General features: G+C 59.5%; 21 protein-coding genes. 9 read left to right on the forward strand and 12 right to left on the reverse strand.

What is annotated here, in order from left to right:
- Positions 1–36: 36 nt before the first annotated feature.
- Positions 37–747, forward strand: a complete 711-nt coding sequence (locus EV586_RS10075) for a B3/B4 domain-containing protein (RefSeq protein WP_132944965.1) — start codon at positions 37–39, stop codon at positions 745–747.
- Positions 748–822: 75 nt separating this feature from the next.
- Here EV586_RS10075 and EV586_RS10080 read toward each other — a convergent pair whose 3' ends face one another.
- The 8 genes from EV586_RS10080 to EV586_RS10110 form a co-directional block, all read right to left on the reverse strand.
- Entirely contained in the window at positions 823–1512 is a 690-nt protein-coding gene (locus EV586_RS10080) for an NTP transferase domain-containing protein (RefSeq protein ID WP_132944966.1), read from the reverse strand.
- Positions 1509–2528 carry an XdhC family protein gene (locus EV586_RS10085; protein ID WP_132944967.1) on the reverse strand — a complete coding sequence of 340 codons (1020 nt, stop codon included), beginning with the start codon at positions 2526–2528 and terminating at the stop codon, positions 1509–1511. Before EV586_RS10085 ends, EV586_RS10080 begins: the two co-directional genes overlap by 4 nt.
- On the reverse strand, positions 2525–3013 hold the full coding sequence (locus tag EV586_RS10090; protein WP_132944968.1) for a (2Fe-2S)-binding protein: 489 nt from the start codon (positions 3011–3013) through the stop codon (positions 2525–2527). Before EV586_RS10090 ends, EV586_RS10085 begins: the two co-directional genes overlap by 4 nt.
- Positions 3010–3849 carry an FAD binding domain-containing protein gene (locus EV586_RS10095; RefSeq protein WP_132944969.1) on the reverse strand — a complete coding sequence of 280 codons (840 nt, stop codon included), beginning with the start codon at positions 3847–3849 and terminating at the stop codon, positions 3010–3012. Before EV586_RS10095 ends, EV586_RS10090 begins: the two co-directional genes overlap by 4 nt.
- Complete coding sequence (locus EV586_RS10100; protein WP_132944970.1) at positions 3846–6170, reverse strand: xanthine dehydrogenase family protein molybdopterin-binding subunit; 2325 nt, start codon at positions 6168–6170, stop codon at positions 3846–3848. The genes EV586_RS10095 and EV586_RS10100 overlap by 4 nt, the downstream gene beginning before the upstream one ends.
- 101 nt (positions 6171–6271) lie before the next feature.
- Positions 6272–6406, reverse strand: coding sequence for a hypothetical protein (locus EV586_RS21605; RefSeq protein ID WP_279388287.1), 135 nt, complete (start codon positions 6404–6406; stop codon positions 6272–6274).
- Between the two features lie 41 nt (positions 6407–6447).
- Positions 6448–6870 (reverse strand): hypothetical protein, encoded by a 423-nt coding sequence (locus EV586_RS10105; protein ID WP_132944971.1) that lies wholly within the window; start codon positions 6868–6870, stop codon positions 6448–6450.
- A gap of 111 nt (positions 6871–6981) precedes the next feature.
- Positions 6982–8784, reverse strand: a complete 1803-nt coding sequence (locus EV586_RS10110; RefSeq protein WP_132944972.1) for a M3 family oligoendopeptidase — start codon at positions 8782–8784, stop codon at positions 6982–6984.
- Between the two features lie 127 nt (positions 8785–8911).
- On the opposite strand from EV586_RS10110, the gene EV586_RS10115 reads away from it, so the two are divergent.
- A complete protein-coding gene (locus EV586_RS10115; protein ID WP_132944973.1) occupies positions 8912–9718 on the forward strand; it encodes a DUF2935 domain-containing protein in 807 nt (268 codons plus the stop codon).
- A gap of 194 nt (positions 9719–9912) precedes the next feature.
- Complete coding sequence (locus EV586_RS10120) at positions 9913–11082, forward strand: DUF4855 domain-containing protein (protein ID WP_165898511.1); 1170 nt, start codon at positions 9913–9915, stop codon at positions 11080–11082.
- Positions 11083–11160: 78 nt separating this feature from the next.
- Here EV586_RS10120 and EV586_RS10125 read toward each other — a convergent pair whose 3' ends face one another.
- Together EV586_RS10125 and EV586_RS10130 are read right to left on the reverse strand one after the other, a co-directional pair.
- Positions 11161–11871: an SIR2 family NAD-dependent protein deacylase gene (locus tag EV586_RS10125; protein WP_132944975.1), complete on the reverse strand. Its 711-nt coding sequence runs from the start codon at positions 11869–11871 to the stop codon at positions 11161–11163.
- Between the two features lie 3 nt (positions 11872–11874).
- Entirely contained in the window at positions 11875–12420 is a 546-nt protein-coding gene (locus EV586_RS10130) for a GNAT family N-acetyltransferase (protein ID WP_132944976.1), read from the reverse strand.
- A 398-nt stretch (positions 12421–12818) separates the two neighbouring features.
- Between EV586_RS10130 and EV586_RS10135 the strand changes: the two genes are divergently transcribed.
- Positions 12819–13625 carry an AraC family transcriptional regulator gene (locus EV586_RS10135; protein WP_132944977.1) on the forward strand — a complete coding sequence of 269 codons (807 nt, stop codon included), beginning with the start codon at positions 12819–12821 and terminating at the stop codon, positions 13623–13625.
- Between the two features lie 19 nt (positions 13626–13644).
- On the opposite strand, the gene EV586_RS10140 is transcribed toward EV586_RS10135, so the two are convergent.
- The gene (locus EV586_RS10140; protein WP_132944978.1) at positions 13645–14160 is read right to left on the reverse strand and encodes a phosphatase PAP2 family protein; all 516 of its coding nucleotides are present in this window, start codon (positions 14158–14160) and stop codon (positions 13645–13647) included.
- A 125-nt stretch (positions 14161–14285) separates the two neighbouring features.
- Between EV586_RS10140 and EV586_RS10145 the strand changes: the two genes are divergently transcribed.
- Entirely contained in the window at positions 14286–15440 is a 1155-nt protein-coding gene (locus EV586_RS10145; RefSeq protein ID WP_132945289.1) for an aminotransferase A, read from the forward strand.
- Between the two features lie 119 nt (positions 15441–15559).
- Here EV586_RS10145 and EV586_RS10150 read toward each other — a convergent pair whose 3' ends face one another.
- On the reverse strand, positions 15560–16798 hold the full coding sequence (locus tag EV586_RS10150) for a GNAT family N-acetyltransferase (RefSeq protein ID WP_132944979.1): 1239 nt from the start codon (positions 16796–16798) through the stop codon (positions 15560–15562).
- 152 nt (positions 16799–16950) lie between these two features.
- Here EV586_RS10150 and EV586_RS10155 point away from each other — a divergent pair, with 152 nt between their 5' ends.
- From EV586_RS10155 to EV586_RS10170, 4 genes are all read left to right on the forward strand, one after another.
- Positions 16951–17649 (forward strand): ABC transporter ATP-binding protein, encoded by a 699-nt coding sequence (locus EV586_RS10155; RefSeq protein WP_132944980.1) that lies wholly within the window; start codon positions 16951–16953, stop codon positions 17647–17649.
- Positions 17649–19871: an ABC transporter permease gene (locus EV586_RS10160; protein WP_165898512.1), complete on the forward strand. Its 2223-nt coding sequence runs from the start codon at positions 17649–17651 to the stop codon at positions 19869–19871. The genes EV586_RS10155 and EV586_RS10160 overlap by 1 nt, the downstream gene beginning before the upstream one ends.
- A 19-nt stretch (positions 19872–19890) precedes the next feature.
- Positions 19891–20508, forward strand: coding sequence for a TetR/AcrR family transcriptional regulator (locus EV586_RS10165; RefSeq protein ID WP_165898513.1), 618 nt, complete (start codon positions 19891–19893; stop codon positions 20506–20508).
- 137 nt (positions 20509–20645) lie between these two features.
- On the forward strand, positions 20646–21467 hold the full coding sequence (locus tag EV586_RS10170; RefSeq protein ID WP_132944983.1) for an IucA/IucC family C-terminal-domain containing protein: 822 nt from the start codon (positions 20646–20648) through the stop codon (positions 21465–21467).
- Position 21468 lies beyond the last annotated feature (1 nt).

Consider the following 21468-nt stretch of genomic DNA (forward strand, 5'->3'; position numbering starts at 1 on the left):
GGGCCAGATAATTATAACGAAATGGAGAAATGATTGATGCCTAGATTTATCGTCGAAGATGATTTTTGGTCGTTATTCCCGCACGCAAAAATAGGCACCGTGATTTGCCAAGGGATTGATAATTCAATACGGGACGTTGAGAGCTACGAGGATCTCCTGCAGAAGGCACATCAAGAAGCGCATAAGTTTCTCAAACTGGAGGAATTCAGTAGTAATCCAGTCGTATTCGTTTGGCGAGAAGCTTTTCAGAAATTCAAGACAAAAAAAGGAGCAAGGTGTTCCATAGAAGCTTTATTAAAAAGAGTCAAAAATGGCAGCCATATTGGAACAATAAATCCGCTCGTTGACATCTATAATTCAATTTCATTGCGCTATGGGCTTCCGTGTGGTGGAGAAGATATCGACACTTTTGTAGGCGATCTTCGACTCACACAGGCAAATGGTGGCGAGTCGTTTCTTCCATTGGGGGATACTAGTAATTCTTCGCCATATGAAGGTGAAATTGTTTATAAAGACGATGCTGGTGCAATATGCAGATGTTGGAACTGGCGTGAAGCTCAAAGGACGATGCTAACAGAATATACGAAAAACGCATTCCTTTGTATTGAGTCAATAGATGAAATGCGGAGCGATGAATTTCTTATGGCGCTTGAAGAATTGTCTGACTTAGTGTCACGCAATCTTGGTGGTACCGTGAAGATTGAAGTGTTAGATATAAATCATAAGGAAATTACAATCTTTGGTTAGGTCTCACTTCTGACGCATCATGTTCGTAGACGGAAGAAACAAGCCTCCATTGGGAACTCCCATTGGAGGCTGTTCTCATTGACTCCCTGCTTCCCGACCCATTTCCAGATGCAGATGCAGATGCAAACGCAGCAAGCGCGAAAGATCATCCGGCGTGTCCACATCAAAAAAGCAGGCTGCATCGGCCACGTCCACCGTGCGCAGCGCCAGATGGGACGGCCGGCTGCGCAGCAGTTCGCGCGCGCCGGTATCCCCCTGCAATTTGAGGAGTTCCGGGAAGACAGCCGCTGCAAACAGCACGGGCGGCCGCACGATGCCTTGGAAACTTGCCGCGACGACCTTCGGTTTGCCCGGCTGTTCCGGCCAGCTCTCAAGCCAAGCGCTGTGCAGGCGGTCGATCAGCCCGACCGGAACGAGCGGCTGATCGGCCAGCAGCACCATCGCCCCTCGTGCCTCCACCGCCATTGCCGCCCGCAGCCCGCATCGCAGCGATTCCGCCTGCCCCTGATCCGCATCCGCACAGACCGCCTGCGTCCACTTCGCGCTCCAGGCTCCTTGCCGCAGCGCATCGTCCACCCAGTTCAGGTCATCGTCTGCCCGGGTCACCACAAAAATGTGATCGAGCGTCGAGCGCAGCGCGGCTGCCAATGCGAAGCTGCCAAGGTGCCGCTCGCCGACCGGCAGCGCGATCTTGTTCGTGTCACCGCCCATGCGGCGGCCGCTTCCCGCCGACAGATAGATCCCAACGACGCCGCCGCTCTTCATTTTCGCCTCCGGGTCTGAATCAATTCGGCCAAGATGCTGACCGCGATCTCTTCCGGCCCCTCTGCGCCGATCGGCAAGCCGACCGGTGAGCGCACGTCCTCAGGGATTTCTTCCCCCTTCAACAGCCGTGACGTCCGATGTCGCGGGCCGAGCACTCCGAGGTAGCCCGGCTTGTTCTGCAGGAGCAGGTGCAGGGCCTCCTGATCGCGCCGAAAATTGTGCGTCATGATCACCACCGCGTCCTCGGCAGACCAAGTCAGCGCTGCCAGTACTTCAGACAATGGCCCGACGAACAGCCGATCCGCCTGTGGAAAATGCACCCGGCTGCAAGCGTCTGCCCGCCAGTCGGCCACCGTCACCGCGTACCCCGCCTCCGCCGCAAACGCAGCCAAGGGCCGCGCGTCCTCCCCCGCGCCGACCAGCAGCAGGCGCGGCTTGGGCAGCATCACTTGCAGATAGCACTCGCCCTCTGCCCCCTCCAGCCTGCACAGGCCGCTCTTGCGGCTCTGTCCGATCTGCCGCCACGCCTCCTCCGCGACCCTCTCGATCCCTGCTCCCCAGTTGCCAAAAGCGTCTCCCGTCCGGGTCAGATAACAGGTGCGCGCCACCGACCCTTCCGCCGTCAGCTGTTTGACCAGCAGCACCGGCATTCCGCACTGCACCAGCGCCTGCATCTGCAGCCAATCGCGCCGCATCCGCTCATCGACCGGCTCGGCCAGCACATGAATCACCCCGTTGCAGCCTGCGCCCTGCCCCCAGGACAGATCGTCTTCCGAGCTCATGTCATAGACCAGCGTGCGCGCCTCGCCTTGTTCCCAGAGACGCGGGAATCGCGCTTCGAGGTCCGATTCCAGACATCCCGCGCTGATCACGCCGACGCCGCAGCAGCCCGGCAGCAGCAGCCGGCACGCTCCTTCTTTGCGGTATGCCGACCCTTCGACGCGGATCACCGTGGCCAACACGGCCTGTCGCGGCGCGCTTTGCAGCGCTGCTGCGATGAGATCCAGCTCCTTCATCGCCCACCTCCCTGCTGCGCTTGAGCCAGCGCCGCTTTCATCGCCCCGCGGATCTCCTGATAGCTCGTGCAGCGGCAGATGTTCGATTGCAGCCATTCCCGGATCACGTCTTCATCCGCGTCAGGGTGAATCTGGGCCAACGCATGGCACACGATCAGAAATCCCGGTGTGCAGAAGCCGCATTGAAAAGCAAAATGATGGACGAAAGCCTGCTGGATCGGCGTGCCCTGCAGCCCTTCGATCGTCGTAACCGATTGCCCGACCGCTTCGATCGCCAGCATCATGCAGGATTTGACCGGCCAGCCGTTGATCTGCACGGTGCAGGTGCCGCAGTCGCCATTTTCACAACCCGCCTTCGCCCCTGTCAGCTCCAGCTGTTCCCGCAGCGCCTGCAAGAGCGTGTCGGCCGAGCGGATGAACGCCCGGTGATGCTCGCCGTTGACCCGCAATTCCACTTCGCATTTGCCCGTCCCGTTGGAAATCATGCACTTCCTCCTTTCAAAGCGGCCCACGCGTCCTGCAAGGCGTTGTGCAGCACAAATGCCCGGTATTCGGCCGACCCGAGGATGTCGTCGAGGATCGGAGCCGGCCAGCGCCGGATCGCCTGTTCGATGCGCACGTCGAGCGGCAGGGAGGCGTTGTTGAGCACCGCTTCGATCTCCCGCGATCGAAACGGCTCCTCGCTGACGCCGCTGAACGCCACTCGGATCCACGGGCCGGTCTGCACGGCGGCGAGACGAACCAGCGGATAATCGATCTCTTCCAGCTTCGTCTTCTTGATCGTCACATACGGCAACTCCACATCGCGGCGCGGGGTGAGCAGCCGCACGAGAATTTCGCCGGGCAGCAGGTTCAGCGTGCCGTTGAACAGCTGGAAGAGCGGAGCTTGGCGCGTGCCGGACGGTCCGGTCAGCACTGCGTGCGTGTCGGTGAGCAAGAGCGGCAGCACCGCTTCCCGGTACACGAAGCGCCCGCAGATGTTGCCGCCGACGGTGATCTTGTTGCGGTTGCTGTGGTCGGCGATGTGTCGCACGGTGTCCCCGAGCAGCGGAAACGGACGCGCCTCAGCTAGCCGCGTCAAGGTGACGTTGGCCCCGATGACCAGCACCTCCCCGTAGAATTGACAGACGTTCAGTTCGGGAATCCCTTTCAGATCGATGACCGCGCCCGTGCGGAGCTGCCCGATCCGCGCCAGGGAGATGATCTCCGTGCCACCCGCATAATACATCGGCTGCTTGCCTGCCCCGGCCAGCTTTTGATACAGCTGAATCGCGTCTGCGATCGACTCCGGACGCCAATATTCAAAATCGAAGGAGATCACGGCACCAGCCCCCTCGTCTGACGCCAGATCCGTTCAGGCGTCAGCGGCAAGCGGTTCAGCTCCGTGCCGGCGGCGACCGAGAGCGCGTTTGCAAGCGCCGGGGCCATGCCGATCGTGCCATACTCCCCGAGCGCGCGCGCTCCGTACGGTCCGTCCAGATAGGGCGTCTCCACAAAATCGACCAGGTAGCGGGGCGTCTCGCCGAAGCGAATGATTTTGAAGTTGCGCAGCTGCGGATTCAGCACATGGCCCGCTTCGTCAAAATAAAACGTCTCCCGGCTCGCCCAGCTCAAGCCCATGTTCATCCCGCCCATGATCTGCCCCGTCGCCGTGCCCCAGTTGATCACTTTGCCTGCATCAAAAACAGAAGCTGCCCGCAGCAGCCTGTAGGTGCAGTCGCGCATGTGAAACTCCACTTCGACCGCTTGGGCGCCGACCGTCCATTGCGGGCCGGGGACGCCTTTTCCCGTCTCCGGGTCGAGGTGGGTCAGCAGCTCTGAAACATAGCGGCCGCGCCCGATGACCGGGCCGCCGATGCTGCTTCCGCTGGGAAACATATAGGCCTGGGCCACATCTTTGACGTACAGAAAAACCGCCGGATCGTCGCGCACAAACACCCGCTCCCAAGCGACTTCCAATTCGTCCGGCCGCCGCTGCAAGGGGATCGACGCGGTCTGCTTCAATTGGGCGATCGCATCGTCCGCCGCAGCGAGGATGGCGCGGCCGACCATCATCGTGCTGGTGCTCCCGACCGTTTTCCAATGCTCCGGCGAGACGGCCGTATCGACATCCATCTTGATGTGGATGCGATGCATCTCCATCTGCAAGCGTTGCGCCAGGATCTGGGTGAGAACGGTGCGATTGCCTTGACCCAGTTCCACCGACCCGACGCTGAGGTTGGCCGTGCCGTCGTGGTTGAACGTCACAATCGCCCCGGACCCGGACGTCAGCGGCGCACTGGACGTCTTCCAGACACAGGCCATGCCTTTGGCGAGCACACGGTGTTCATCCAGCCGCCGCACTTGCCCTTCCTCCCACCCGATCAGCCGCTGCAACTTGTCAAGACACGCCGGCAGATCGCCGAGGTTGCTGCTGTTCAGCGGCGCTTGCGTCGGCGTCGTATCGCCCGGCTGGATCGCATTCCGGCGCCGCAGTTCCAGCGGATCGATCCCCAGCCGCCTCGCCAGCAAGTCGACGGTGCGCTCCATGCAGAAATGCGCTTCCGGATGGCCAAAGCCCCGAAACGACGTGGCATACGGATGATTGGTGTAGACGCAGAGGGCATCGCACCACACATGGTCGATGCGATAGGGTCCCGTGCAGTTGATCGCGCCCGCGATGGTAACAAAAGCACCTTGATCGGTGTAACCACCGGTGTCATAGAGCAGGGTATACTCGGCGGCCGTCAGTTTGCCGTCGCGGGTCGCCCCCAGCTTGACCCGCGCTTCCAGCCCGATGTGGCTGGCCGATGAGATCAGGTCCTGCTCGCGGGAGTTGGCGAGTTTGACCGGCCGGCCGCCGCATGCCCGGGAAGCGTGGTAGGCGATGTACTCCAACTGGATCGCCCCCTTCCCGCCGAACCCGCCGCCGACAAATGGCGCATGCACCACGATGTCCGACTCGTCGATCTGAAAAAAGCGATTGAATTGCTGTTTGATCGTGAACGGATTTTGCGTGGAGGCGTGAATGACCACCGTTCCGCCCGGCGGGGCCTCCACGATCACACAGCGCGGCTCCATCGCGCCATGATCGGCCGTGTGAAACGAGTAGCTGCCTTCGACGATCACTTCGCTCTCCGCCCACCCTGCCGCCATGTCGCCTTTGCGAATCTTGACGTGATTGCCGATGTTGGTGCGCGGAATCGGATGCACCGACTCCACATGCTCATACTCGTGCAGACGCTCATGGAGCAGCGGCGCATTCGGACGCAGCGCCTCGCTCGGGGAGTTGACGACCGGCAGCAGCTCATAGCTCACCCGCACCAGTTCGGCCGCCCGCTTGGCCAGCGCTTTCGTTTCGGCGACGGCCACCGCGACCGGCTCCCCGTGATAGCGGACTTTCTCAACGGCGAGATACGGGCGGTCGGAGAGGGCCTCCCCGAGCGGTTGCGGATACATATCCCCCGTCAGAATCGCCCGCACACCGTCGAGGGCGGCCGCATCCGTTGTGTCGATCCCAACGATCCGCGCATGGGCATGCGGACTGGTCAACAGCCAGGCATGCAGCAGTTTCGGCCTTCGCAAATCATCTGTGTATTTCGCAGCTCCTGTCACTTTGGCAAGAGATTCTTTACGGGGGATGCTCTTCCCGACGATCTCCATCCTCCAGCAGCTCCCTCCTTGATTTCCTGATACCTCCATTCGTAGTTGGTTATATGTAAGCACCGCATTGTCCCATGCGTGTGCTCCAAACGGCCGACCGGTCAAGCTTGTTCTTGTTGCGCTTCCGGAGCTGGCTCCTGCCGTGTGAAAAAGAACAAGAATGTCGCCAAAAACGCGGCCGACACAAAGATCGTCCCTTTTTTCGGCACGATCGGCGGTACTTTGTTCAATGCCATCGCTGATCACTCCTCTCAATGCTGTTGCATCCGCGAATCGCTCAGCTGTTTTGCAGTGAGCGCAGCGCATGCCTTTTCAAATCATTGACAAACTGCCTGGTCTGCGGAACATAGGCCACCCGCTTCGACTCCCCAAAAAGCGGCCCGCTCAGCACGATCGTGTAGCCCCCTTGCGTCAGCAGCGTTCCCGTCACATTGATCTGATCGAGGATCAACAACAGGGCAGCCGCTACCGAAATCAAGTCGAGTCCTGTATTTGAAGCCGGCACCTCCGGCACTCCCTGCGCCCTCAAACCGCCGGTGATCGGACCGGCAAACGACAGCGAGAAACCTCCCCCTTTAAAAAAGAAGACACCGCTGATGTTGATCTGACCGGACAGCAACAGCACGACGGTGATCACGTCGATCGAGCGGTAGATCAGCTGCACGTTGCGAGTGCGGATGCCGGTGCCTCTTTTTCTCATGCGTTTCACCTCTCTTCTTCTAGAATATTCAAGTTGCCAGAATTGGTTTGTGTTCCCGCCTGATCGAAAAAAGCCGCGCTTGGCCAGCGCGGCTTTTTTTGACATAATAATCTACTTCGTCAACTCCAAAAACTCTTCCAAATCGCCCGTCATGATCGCCACCGCATCCAGCCAGAACGCTTGCTGCGTCAGATCGACGCCGAGATGCTTGTGAGCGAGCTCTTCGACCGACATGCGGCCGGTATCGCGGAGCAGGGCGATGTACTTCGCCTCGAACGCGGCCCCTTCCCGCTGCGCCATCGCGTAGATGCCGGCGGAGAACAGGGAGCCAAACGCATAGGGATAGTTGTAAAACGGCGTGACCGTGTCGTAATAATGCCCGTGCCAGATCCACATCCACGGCGAACATTCATCCATCGCGCCGTGATACGCGGTCTGCTGCGCCTGCAGCATCAGCTCGGCCATGCGCTCCGCGCTGACCAGCCCGTGCGCCCGCTCCGCATAGAGGCTGCGGTCGAACAGGTACGCCTGATAGGTGAACATGCAGTAGAGCACCGCATTGTCGAGCTTGCTTGCGAGCAGCGCGATCCGCTCCTCGCGGTCTTCCACCTTTTGCAGCAGAGCGTCCATCACCAGCCGCTCCGCAAACGTCGACGCCGTCTCGGCCGTGCTCTTCGAATAGAGCTGGGCGAAGCGCGGCAAGTCCTTCAGCATCGAATAATGGAACGCGTGGCCGAGCTCATGGGCGATCAGGGTCGACACCGATGACAGGTTGCCGCTGAACGTACCGAGGATCCGCGACTCCCCCGTCACCGGGAACGAGGCGCAGAAGCCGACCGGCGCTTTTTGCGGCGACTTCTGGCAGTCCATCCAGCCTTCTTCAAAGGCGCGGCGCGCCAAGTCCTGCATTTGGCCGGACACGGTGCCAAACTGCTCCAGAATGATCTCCGCACACTCTTCCCACGTCACCTGCTTCGAGCTTTTCGCTACCGCCGGCGCATAGATGTCGACAAAATGCAGCTCGTCCACGCCCTGCAGCCGTTTTCTGCGCTCCAGATAGCGGGCCACGCGAGGCAGTCCCTGCTCCACCGCGCTCCACATCGAGTTCAGCGTCGCTTCGCTCATCCCGTTTTGCAGCAGCGATTCTTGCAGCGGCGACTCCCAGCCCCGCGCTTTGTACGTCTGCAGCCGGAAGCCGATGATCGAGTTCAAGGCGGCCGCACACAGCTCGGCCTCGCCTTTCAGCGCTTCCACCGCCTGCTGATAAGCGGAGCGGCGAATGTCAGCATCCGGTTTTTGATACAGGCCGTAGATCGTCGACATGGAGTGCTCCTCCACCTTGCCGTCCAGCTCGATGTTCATCCGCACCCGGCCGATCACCTTTTCAAAAAAGCGCTCCCACGCCTCGTAACCATCTACCGCCAGCGCGCTGATCAGCGTCTCCTGCTCCGTCGGCAGCATCACTTGCACCTTGCGTCTGCGCTCCTGCAGAGCGAACTCCACTTCACGCACGCCTTCCTGCGCCACCAAGCGCTCCCACATTGTATCGCCGGTCTGTGCCAGCAGCGCGTCAAAGCGGATCATCGCCGCCTTCAGCCGCGCCCCGAGCGCCGCGACGCGTCCGGCGACCAGCGGGGCGCCTTCGTCCGACGTGTCCCAGGACGAGATGCAGATGCTGAACTCCGACACCTCTTCCAGACGGCCGTTCAGATCGCCGGCCTGCCCGATCAGCTCCGCCCAAGCGCGAAGCTCCGCTTCCGACTGCGGCGCCTGCGCCGCGCCGACTTTTGCTTCGAACTGCTGAATGTCCGCATCCAATTGCGCAAAGAACGCCGCCAGTTCCTCGGAGCGGCTGCCCCCTTGAAAGATCACGTCCAGATTCCACGTTTTCGGTAAGCTCTTTTGTGTCGTCATGTCCCGTCTCCTTTTCTGGCTTGACTTGTCTCTTTTTCCAATAGTACACAATTTTCTTGCAATCGAAAAGACACCCCGCTGGGCATCTGCTCATATGTTGTCTTGAAACGGAAGGAGGAGACAAGACTTGCACGACTACCAACACGCCGCCTTGTTTGAACATCGCTTCTGGCTGCAGGTGCTCGGCGACCATGCCCGCTTTTTCCAACTCGCCACGTCAGCGAAAGAAATGCAGGACGTGCAGCAGATCAACAGGTTTATCGTCCTGTTCGACCAGCTGATGGAAACGGCGCGCTGCGATCTGTCCCGCGCCGAGCTGATGACGCTCAACCACCAGGCCGCCGAGCTGGTCAAACAGTTCCGCGCCTTTAAACTGCACGTGCAGCGCCGCCAGCTGACCGGGGAGATCGCCGTCAATCTGCCGCCGACGTTCATCAACCACATGGTCAACGAACTCGACGAATACACCCGCATCCTGAACAGCCTGCTCCAAGGCAATCTGCCGCCTGTCTATCATCCTGTGCACCACCACCTGCTCTGGCTCGCCGACGCCACCGGGCATGCGGACGGCCTTGCCGCTTTTACCGACATGAGCGAAAAGATGGTGATCGCGAAAGCAAAATCGTTCTCCAAACACTTCACCGACCTCTACCTGAAAGCGGTCGAGATGGCCGGTTTCCTGCGCACCGGGCTGCAAGACTTCCCGCCCCTCGCCCGCTTCAACCGCGAGGCGGAGCTGGAGATGCTGCTGTTCCAAGAGTTCCTGACCGAGCTGGAAGAGCTGGAGCTCGACCACTCGCTGCTCAGCATCCTCTCCCCGCTGATGCCCGACCACATGTTCCGGGAAGAATGCTACTACCTGACCAAGTTGTCTCAAGTCGCAGGCGTCAAAAAGCCGGCCTGCGACCCGACCCAGCCCCGTGTAACGGGGTAGTGGAACTGTCTCTATCTTGAATGAGTCCCTTACATGTCACATGTAGGGGCTTTTTGACGTTACGAACGAATGACAATATTAAAGTTCGCCATAGAACTCTTTCCATTTAACAATTATCTCCTTTTTTGGAATCGAAATATGGTATACTATTTCCATTGTTAAAATTCATAAGAGGAATGGAGTGTTTATTGACAATGAAAAAGACAGCAACGACTCTCGCACTCGCTGTAGCGATGACGCTGGCAGTTCCGGCAGTCACGCAGGCGGCGTATCTGACGCCGGGGACGCAGGGCCTCGATGATCTGTGGCTCACCTATGTCGGATGGTCGCCGAGCACATCGGGTGCAAAATATGCCAACCAGCAGTATTGGACGACAACAGACTTTGAAGGCGTTCTGACCCATCTGACCAGCAGCGGGACGGCGGACGACTTCATGTTCACCGACTATCTGTTCCTCGGTCTCGCTGTCAAGGACAGCGCCGGCAACCTGAAAACGCTGACCAACGCTTCGAACAACACGGCTCAAGGTACGACGATCTCCAATGCGGCCGACTGGGATACGTACCTCGACGAACTGTTCGCCGCTTCCAAGAACATCAACGCCCTCTATACGGAGGCTGCTTACAACAAGCGTGGACTCGCCGTCACGCCTGACGTCTGGATCGGCATTCCGTATCCGCACCCGGCTGTGATCGGCAGCGACACGAACCGCATCGCGAACTCCAAGGCATGGATCGACAAATTCATCACGCGCTGGAACAACGGCAACTATTCGAGCCGTTTGAACCTGCGCGGCTTCTATTGGATCTGCGAGAGCGAGTATTACAACGGCGGGTCTGCCGGCAATGACGACGGCAACGTGATGACGGCGGTCAACTCCTACGTGCACAGCAAATCTGTCGGCGGCAAATACATGAAATCGCTGTGGATTCCGTATCAAGGGGCCAACAACTGGACGCTGTGGAGTTCGTTCGGGTTTGACGCCGCGATCTTGCAGCCGCATTATTATTTCGATGCCGCCACCTCGCTGGACAAAGGCGCGTATGATGCGACCACAAACGGCGCAGGCGTCGAGATGGAACTGGGCTACAACATCACCTCCGACTCCACCGCGCGCTCCCGCTTCATCCAGTATTTGAACAAAGGCGCGACGGGCAACACCGGTACCTACTCCTATGGCCCGTACATGACGCAGGCGGCGATCGGCTGGTATCCGGGAGGCTGGGTCTGGACTCGCGATGCGGCCGGCAATCCGCTGACGAAGTCGGATGCGATCCACAACCTGTACAACAGTGGAGACAACCTGTACAACAACATCTACAAATTCGTCAAAGGCAGCTATATCTCCGGCACCGCCTACTAAGTCCCATAAAAATTAAGATATCAATACAGCAAAAAGGCACTCGACCTGCGAGTGCCTTCTCTCTGTTTCTTGAACGAACTAGATCTGCGTATTCAGCTGCTGCAGCAACTCACCGGCTTTCCCGTGAATCACCAGCTCAAAATGTTCATCCTGCGCCGTCGGCTCGTAGTTGAGAATCGCCACCCGGCCTTGTGTCATATGCGGCAGCTGCGCCACCGGGTAGACCTGCAGGCTCGTGCCGATCACCAGCACCAGTTCGGCGCTGCGAATGTCGGCCAGTGCCCGCTGCCACGGCTCTTGGGGCAGCATCTCCCCGAACAACACCACGTCCGGGCGCAAACGGCCTTTGCAGGTCTGACAAGACTGCCCGGCCAAAAAGGCATCCAGCTCCGTCCGCTGCTCGCAGGTGCTGCAGCGGACCGTGCGGATCGAGCCGTGCAGTTCACAGACCTGCTTGCTGCCCGCCTGCTGGTGGAACCCGTCCACGTTTTGCGTCGCAATGCTGTGCAAAAAGCCACGCTGCTCCCACTCCGCCAAGATCTGATGCCCCCGGTGCGGTTTGCAGCCGCGCAAACCGCCGATCCGCGCCGCATAGAACGATTGAAACAGCTCGTAGTTCTCCTCCAGCGCCTCCACCGTCGCGACGGTCGCCGGATCGATGTTGTTCCACCACCCGCTCTTGGAACGAAAGTCGGGAATCCCGCTCTCCGTCGACATCCCCGCACCGGTCAGCGCGACCGTCCGGCTCGACTCCTTGATCCACCGGGCGAGCGTCTGCAACTCCGCCATCGCTTACCGCCCATCCCACTCGGAGGCGAGCATCGAGTACACGATGTGATCCAGCCAGCGGTCATACATCCACTCGTGCTGGCGCAGCACGCCTTCTTTGACAAACCCGAGCCGCTCCGGCACGCCTTGGCTTCGCAGGTTGCCGGTGGCGACGCGGATTTCCACGCGGTTCAGCTTGTACTCGGAAAACGCCTGTTCGACCAGCGCTTGAGTCGCAGCCGTCATCAGACCGAGACCGGTGAACTCTTTGCCCAGCCAGTAGCCGAGCGAAGTCCAGCGGTTGCTCCAGTTGATCATGTGGTTCCCGATCACGCCGGCGAACTGCCCTTTGTAAAAAATGCCGTAGTGCGTGCCGCCGTTTTTCGCCAGCTGTTCGCGGGCCATCTTGATAAACGCCAGCGAATCGGCCGGCGACTTGTTCATGTCCACAAAAGGCAGCCATTCGCGCAGATGCTCGCGGTTGCTGTCGATCAGGCGATAGACTTCCTCAGCGTGATGCTCTTCCAGCAGTCGCAGTTCCGCGCCTGCAAACAGTTCTACTTTCAACATCTCGTTCACCCTCTCGATCGTAGCAAATTTCCAATCATTGTAGCACAGATCGCCCAAATATTGTGCGCGGTAGATACTTGTCCGTTTCTTCCAATCCCCCGTACGCATCGTATGTAACAAGGAAACCCGAAGGGGGTGACGTTGCTATGTACGGCTGTTTCGGTCCATTCACCCGTTGGGCGGTCGTTTTCTTGATCATCTTCGTGCTGTTCATCCTGCTCACTCCGCTCTACTAATTCGTTCCACGCAGAAAAGGGATTGGCTCCGCAGTGGAGCCAATCCCTTTTCTCTTTGCACAGGCCGGAGGGTCTTCATATCGATCTTGATGCATCAGGAAACCCTTTCCAATCAGCTTGTAGTATACTACTGTCACCAAGACAGGAAACGGATGTGACAACATGCACCTGCGGATGGTGTTTGGCCAAAGCAAAATCGTGATGTTCCAGCTCGCCCCGCAGACGGCGGATGAACTGCACGCGCATGAAGCGGCGTATCAGATCTCGATCCCGATCAAAGGCACCGCCTCCCTGCTCCACAACAGCAAGGCGCGGGACCTCGACGCCGGTCAGCGGCTGGTCGTCTCGCCGGGAGATTTGCATCAGCACCGGACGGACGACAGCCCGGCACGCCTGTTGCTGATCACCTTGCAACAAGAGCTCGTGCAGCAGGCGGCCGAAGCGCATCTGCAAAAGCCGTGCCCGCCGATCGAATTTGCCCCGTGGGGCGATGCGGCGCAAGACCGCTTGCGGCGGCTGGTCGAGCACCAGCTGCGCAGCGCCCTGACCGCACCGGACGCGGTGGAGTTCGAGGCGGAGCTGGCCGCGCTTCTGCTCACAGCCCAGCCCGGCTCGCACACTGCACTCTGGCAGCGGCAGACCCCGCCGCTCGATCACCCGGCCCTGCTGCGCGCGGTCACGCTGATCCATGACGACCTGGCGGGCGACTTGACGCTCGACCGCTTGAGCCTCGCATCGGGCCTGAGCAAATACCACTTCGCCCGCCTGTTTCGCGAGCTGCTCGGCCAGACTCCGAGCCGCTACATCCGTCAGGCCCGCCTCGACCGCGCGGAACGGCTGCTGCGCCAGACCCGGGACGACATCACAAGTATCGCCTTCGCCGCCGGGTTCGGCAGTCTGAGCGCCTTCGAGCAAGCGTTCAAAAAGCGCTATGGGCGGACGGCCGCCGAATACCGCAAGCAAATGTGAGCGCCTCCGCCGCCTCCTTCTACGCTCCGAGCAACCAGGCGGCCACCAGGCCCAGCCCGGCACCCGTCAAGATGTCGGACGGATAATGCAGCCCGAGATACACCCGCGACAACGCCACCAGTGCGGCCAGTCCATACCACACGCCGGCAAACGCGGGCAGTGCCCCTGACAGCACTGCCGCCGTGCAAAACGCCGCTGTGGAGTGGCCGGACGGGAACGAAGCGTCCTGCAGCAGATGCCGCCCGGTCCGCACATTTTCCAACACCCGATACGGCCGCGGGCGCGGCAAGACCTTTTTGCAGACCGCCACCACCGCGTGGCTGCAAAGCAAGCTCAGCGCCAGATGCACGCCCGTCTCCCGCCACAGCCCCTCGCCGCTGAGCAGCAGCGCAAGCGACAGCCCCACCGACCAGACCGCTCCGCCCAAATGCGTCACCAGCGGCATCACCCGGCCGGCTACCCCGTTTCGCCACCCGTTGACCCAGAAAAACGTTGCCCGATCTCCGCTTCGCACCCACACCGTCATCCATTTCATCGCAGCTTCTCCCCTCCTGTCGCTTCTCCTTTCATCCTATCATCTTAGCGAGCAAATGTTAGCCGTATATAAAGGAATGGTGGTAAGATAATGAGAAAACTTCTGCCAAAAAGGAATGATCGATGATGGAACACCTGCTCAACCCGCGCGTACGGGACATTCAGATGTCGGGGATTCGCAAATTCGCCATGATCGCCGCCGAATACACAGACGCGATCTCGCTGACCCTCGGCCAGCCCGACTTCCCGACCCCCGAGCACATCAAGACAGCGGGCCAGACCGCCATCGCCAACAACCATACCTCCTATACGCCCAACGCCGGGCTGCCCGCGCTGCGCCAGGCGGCCAGCGCGTTTTTGCATACAAAATACGGCCTGTCCTACTCGCCGGACACGGAGATCATCGTCACCAACGGCGCTTCGGAAGCGCTCGACATCGCCTTGCGCACGATCTTGGCGGAAGGCTCGGAAGTGCTGCTCCCAGGCCCGATCTACCCCGGTTATGAACCGCTGATCACGCTGTGCGGTGCCCAACCGGTCTATCTCGACACGACAGAGACCGGCTTCCGCGTCACCGGCGACATGGTGCGCCAGGCGCTGACCGACCGGACGCGCTGCCTGATCCTGCCCAGCCCCTCCAACCCGACCGGCGTGGTGCAGGACGCGGCCAGCCTGCAGGAGATCGCCGATGCGCTCCACGGCCGCGACGTGTTTGTCATCTCCGACGAGATCTACAGCGAACTGCTCTATGAAAGCGAACACGCCTCGATCGCTTCGCTCCCGCAGATGCGTGAGAAAACGATCGTCATCAACGGCCTGTCCAAGTCGCATTCGATGACCGGCTGGCGGATCGGCTTCACCTTCGCGCCGGAGTACATCACCCGGCAGATGGTCAAAGTCCACCAGTACAACGCCGCCTGCGCCTCGTCGGTCTCTCAGCACGCCGCCATGGAAGCGCTGACCCACGGCCTCGACGACGCCGCGCCGATGCGCGAAGAATACCGCAAGCGCCGCGATTTTGTCTGCGCGCGCCTCGCGGAGATGGGCTTCGATGTGGTCGTGCCGGGCGGGGCGTTCTACATCTTCCCGTCGATCAAAAAATTCGGCCTGTCCTCCTTCGACTTCGCCACACGCCTGCTCGAACAAGCGCGCGTCGCCGTCGTGCCGGGCGAAGCGTTTTCACCGCTCGGCGAAGGATTTATCCGCATCTCTTACGCCTCCTCGATGGAACAGCTGCAGGAAGCGATGGAGCGGTTAGGCAAGTTTATGAAAACGCTCTAGCCAAAAGAAGCGCAGCACAGAAATTTGTGCTTCGCTTTTGATCGTTTGCAGCTTGCGCTGCCAGATTGAGCAAAAAAGGGCTTGCGAAGTGATTCGCAGGCCCTTTCCCGTTGCTGGTATTAAAACGCAAACATGCACATCAACCGCTCACTGGTGCGGAACAGGCGGGTCAGCGTCTCCACTTGCGCCTCGTCGGACAGCTTGGTCAGGCCAAGCTTGTGCAGGCGGTCGAACGTGGTGGTGCCGGCGAGCAGGCTGGAGAAGTTGGAGACTTCCAGCGTCAACTCGACATCGGCAGAACTGTCGCCACCTTTGATCACCTGCGGGCGCCCTTCGCGGAAGTCGATCACGCAGGCGGCCGTATTGTCCGGGAGGAAATTGTCTTCCAAGGTCAGCTTCAGCTTCAGCGTCTCGCCGTTGAAGTTGTGACCCTGCAGGTCGGTGAACAGCTTTGGCAAATCGACGACGCGCACCATCATGCCGCAGCCGGTGACGCTGGTCTCAAGGAAGATCGAATCGAACACGTCGTGCATATTGGTCGACGTGGTGCTGAGCATATAATGGATGCTTTCGTCCTGCGTGGCGATGTTGACCTTGTGGAACTGGTCGCCTTGGGTGTGCAGGAAGGTCAGCATCTCCTGCAGCGCTTCGCCCGTCTCATAGACGATGTGCGGGATGTACAGCTGATTGACCAGCATGTGGTCTTTGATGAAGCGCATCAGCATGTACCCTTTCAGCTCACCGTCTTTGCGGAAGCCGATCACGCGAGCGGTGTCCGCCTTGAAAAAGCCTTCGAGGTGGTGCTTAGCCAGCGGGGTCAGCCCGTTGCGGGTCAAAGCGTAGCGGTTGTAGCAGGCGATGACATCTTCGAGGTGATCGGCCGAGAGGATCTCGAGGTTCGCCTTGCTGCCGAAGTTCGGGATCGACGCCGCCTCCATGCTGAAGCGGCGCTGCTCGACACCGGAGCCAAAGCCCATCTGCTTATAGAAGGACATGCGGAACGGGAACAGCGTCACAAAGCCGATCCCCTGCTCGCGGAAATGGTGCAGCGAGAAGGTCATGATCTCTTTGGCGATCTTTTCTTTTTTGTAGAGCAGATCCACCGCCACCAGAGCAACGCCGCCGGTCGGCACCATGCCCTGGCCGCGCAGGTTCATCTCAAATTGGAGCAGGCACATCCCGCCCACCATCTTGTCATCGCGGTAGACGCCGTAAAAGGCGCGCTCCGGGAAGCTGAACATCCGGTTCATCGTCGCCACAGCCTGCTCTTCTGTCCCGCCAAAACCCGGGTAGGCGTTGCGGTACAGCTTGGCAAAAGATGCGGTGTCTTCGAGGCCTAACTTTCTGATCTCAAGCATGCTTATGACTCCTTCAATTTTTAATCTTATTATAAACGAAGGAGCCTAAATTTGGATATGCCTTCTTCGATCTTGACAGGAGATCAGGCCGGCAGTATGCTTTGACCATATGGTCAATGACCACGTGGTCAATCTGAGAGGAGCGATGATTCATGCTGATCAACGCACATGGCCTCAGCAAGAAATATCCGATGGGCGAGTCTGTCTTCTATGCGCTGCAAGGCGTGAACTTGGCCGTGGACCAAGGCGAGATCGTGACGATCCTCGGACCGTCCGGCTCCGGCAAATCCACCCTGCTCAACGTCATCGGCGGGATCGAACGCCCCGACGGCGGGCAGTTGTTCGTCGACGGGCAGAAGATCTCGGCGCACAGCGATGCACAGCTGACGATGTACCGCCGCGAGAAGATCGGATTCGTCTTTCAATTTTATAATTTGATCGCCAACCTGACCGTGCAGGAGAACATCGAAGCGACGACCCACATCGCGAAAGCTCCTCTGCCGGTCGACGAAGTGCTGCGCGCGGTCGGCATGTACGACAAGCGCAATAAGTTCCCTTCCGAGCTGTCCGGCGGCGAGCAGCAGCGCGTCTCGATCGCCCGCGCCGTCGCCAAGAACCCCGGTCTGCTGCTCTGCGACGAGCCGACCGGCGCGCTCGATTTTGCGACGTCGAAAGAGATCTTGAAACTGCTGGAGAACATCAACCAAACGTACAACACCACCATCCTGATCATCACGCACAACCCGGCCTTGCAGGCGATGTCCGACCGCATCCTGCGCCTGCGCAGCGGCGAGATCGTGGAAGACGTCGCCAACCCGCACAAACTCCCGGCCGAACAGGTGGAATGGTGATGGTGCTCAACAAACGGATCTGGCGCATCATCAGGCAAAACAAGGCGCAATACGTTTCCGCGATGGTGCTGGTCGTGCTTTCCTGCCTGCTGTTCACCCTGCTGTCGGTGATGGCGGCCAACCTGCAGGACAATGCGGAGCGGTTCGTCCGGGACTACAAGCTGGAAGATGTAAAGACGGTCGTGCAACTGCCGATTGCCAACGTCCCAGACGTGGAAAAAGCGTTCGGCGTGCAGATCGAGCCGCGCTATGAGCTCGATGTGGAATGGAAGCCGGAGGTGACCTTGCGCCTGTTCGATGCCAGCGAGAAAGTGAACGTCCCCGCACTGGTCGCAGGGTCGCCGCTGCAAGCGAACGACGACATCCTGCTCTCCCCCTCGTTTGCACAGGCGCAGGGCGTGCAGGTCGGATCGGTGATCACGCTCGGCGGAGATACGTATACGGTGCGCGGGCTGATGGCGGTGCCCGACTATATCTATGCCTTGAAGAGCGAATCGGACATCATGATGGACCCGCAGTCGTTTGGCGTGGCGGTGATCACGAAGGAGAAGATGCAGGAGCTTGGCACGGGCACTCTCTACTACAACATCAAAGGGAATTCTCCCGAGCTGAAAGCGTACCTGGAGCAGCACCACAAGCTCTTGCTCTGGAAGCCGATCACCGAGAACCCGCGCTATCAGCTGGCCGACAGCAAGATTCGGCAGACGGCCGATCTCGCTGCCAAGGTGCCGACGGCGATGCTGTTCCTGACCTGCCTGCTCCTGGCGACGGCGATGTGGCGGCTGGTGAAGATGGAGTTTACACAGATCGGCACCTTGTATGCGCTGGGGTACAAAAAAGGCGAGATTCTGCGCCACTACCTGTGCTTTCCCCTGCTGATCGGACTCTGCGGCGGCGTGACGGGGACGCTGCTCGGTCTCTTGGTTCTGCCGCCGCTCCTCGACTATGTCGGGCTGTACTTCAACGTGCCGATGCTGAAGACAGACTGGAATCTGCAAGATCTGGTGCTCTCAGTCTTCCTTCCGCTCCTGTTTCTGCTGCCGGCGACGGCGATCGTCGTCTGGCGCGCGCTGCGCCTGAAGCCGGTCGTGCTGATGCGCGGCCACATGAAGACGGTCAAAGCGGGCCGCCTGATGCGCGCCGTCAACCTTTCGCAGCTGAGCTTCACGGCGAAGTTTAAAGTGCGCGAACTGATGCGCAACACGCCGAAATCGCTGTTGATGCTGGTTGGCGTGATGATGGCTTCCGTGTTCCTGCTGTTCGGCTTCGCGGCGCACAGCTCGATCAACTCGATCGTAGAAGACAGTTTTGGAGATACTTTTACCTATCAGTACAACACGATGTTCAACAAGCTGCAGACGGAAAACAGGTACGGCGGCGAAGTCTATAACGTGCTGCCTGTGGCGCTGACCGGGGATGCGGATGTGAAATTCTCGCTGTACGGGGTGCAGCCTGACGGACAGCTGCTGTCGCTGAAAGATGCGGACGGCAGGGAGATCGCCCTGGCCGGCAAGACGGTGATCACCCGCGCGCTGGCCGAGTCGACCGGGCTCGGGATAGGCGATACGCTTACGGTGCGCAATCTGCTGAAAGAGGAGCAGACGTACGAACTGCAGATCGATGCGGTCGCCGAAGTGTACACCGGCAATGCGGTCTATCTGCCGCTGGCGGCGCTAAACGAGCTGCTGAAACTGCCGGCGACGAGCTATCTCGGGGTGTATTCGCTGCAGCCGCTGCAGGCCGCACCGTCACAAGTGCTGCGCGTGGAGAACCGCGCCGATGTGCAGCGCGCGCTCGATTCGGCCTTGGAGCCGATGCGGTACACGCTGCTGCTGACCGGCACGTTTGCGTTTGTGATCGCCCTGATCGTGATCTATGTGATCACCTCGCTGATCATCGAAGAGAACAAAAGCAACATCTCGATGCTGAAAGTGCTCGGGTACACGCCAAAAGAGATCAACGGGCTGGTGCTGAACGCCGGGCAGCTGCCGGTGGTGCTCGGTTACCTGCTGGGCATTCCCGCGACGATCAGCTCGCTGCAGTCGCTGTTGAACTCCTCGCTGCAAGGCATCGACATGGCGATCCCGATCCAGATCGACCCGCTGCATCTGCTGTTCGGCTTTGTGATCATCTACGGCACCTACGAGATGTCGAAGCTGTTATCCAAGAAGAAAGTGCTGTCCGTCTCGATGGCGGAGAGCTTGAAAATGCAACGCGACTAGAGGTGAGAGGTTGAGTACGGTGTTTGACAATCTCCCCGAAGAGAAACGGCAGAAAGTGCTGTCCGCCGCCCTCGATGAGTTTGCCGAGCAGGGCTATGCGTCCGCCTCGACCAACCGCATCGTGGAGAAGGCGGAGATCTCCAAGGGGCTCCTGTTCCATTATTTTCGCAATAAAAAGGGCTTGTATGCGTACCTGCTCCGCCACTGCATGAAAGTGCTCGGGCAGGAGTATGAAGATGTATTGCCGACCACGTCCTCCGATGTGTTCGAGCGAATCAAGCAGTTGACGGTGATGAAGATCCATCAGATGAAGCATTATCCGCAAGAGTACGACCTGCTCTTGAAGCTGGCCCGGGAGACCGATCCGGAGCTGATGGCCGAATACGCGCAGTTGACCGCCGAATTGAAAGGCCATTTTCTCGGCAAATTTTTTGCCGGACTCGACCATACGCTGTTTCGCCCGGGCGTGGATGTGCAGAAAGCGCTGGAGATCATTATGTGCACGACTGAGCACTACGGGAACAAATACGTGGCGGAGAATACGGATGCCGACGGCAGGCTGCATCTCGACGCCGATAAAATTGGCTTGGAACTGGATGAATATGCGAGTCTGTTGAAGAACGGACTCTACACGTAAGCAAAAAAGCAGGCGCCCTGGAAAAATCGGCGACTGCTTTTTTGCTGAAACCTTGACAACGAGAATCATTATCAACTATGCTGGGTGTAATGAGAAATACCGAAACCTCTTTTCCTTGAAAGGAGTTAGGATAGAGCATGAACGAGTTACACCAGCAATTGAAAGTCTTGGAGCGTTTGCGCGAGGAAGGGATGCGCCTGCCGTTCCAATTTGCAGAAGAAGCAGACCGGGCGGAAGGCGTCGCGATCGGGCGGCTGCTGAGAGATCCGGCACTGTTGCACGAGCTGATGCACAAGGTCGCGCAACAGATGCAATCTGACAACCTGGTCGCCGCCGCTTCCCTGTTCCAGAAGCGTCTGGCCAGCGTGTTGCTCGCGTCGGTGCTGACACCGCTCTCGACGGTGGGCTTGGGATTGATCGTCGATGCGGATACGACGGAGATCGTGCTGGTCGACAACATGCCTGCGAGCGTCATCTTGGGCGGCAAACAGCAGTTGCTACTGGTGAACCGTCTGCCGCAAGATGTGCAGAACCTCGGCGGTCATGTGCATGACGACTTGGCGGCGGTGCAGCATGTGCTGAAGGCGGTGTTCGACAACACGCTGGGACCGTTGATCTACCAGATCGCCTCGGAGTTCAACCTGTCCCCGAAGGTGATGTGGGGCAATGTCGGGAACTTCGTCGGCTATCTGTACGGCGAGCTGTGCGAGCACGCGATTTACAAGCATGGCGCAGCGGCAGATAAAGAACTGGTGTTCAACTCGGTCGGCTTTACCGCGCCGCCGCTGGCAGAAACGTTCCGCGAGGAGTGGTTCGAAGAGATCACCCCCGCCCGCAAGATCCGCGTGCGCAACTCCTGCTGCCTGTGGAACCAATTCCCCGGCAACAAGTCCTGCACGACCTGCCCGCTGGTGTGCAGCGCAGAGCGTGCGGAGCTGCTGACCGCCTATCATGCCTAAC

Origin of the sequence: Tumebacillus sp. BK434, assembly GCF_004340785.1 — a bacterium.
GTDB lineage: Bacteria > Bacillota > Bacilli > Tumebacillales > Tumebacillaceae > Tumebacillus_A.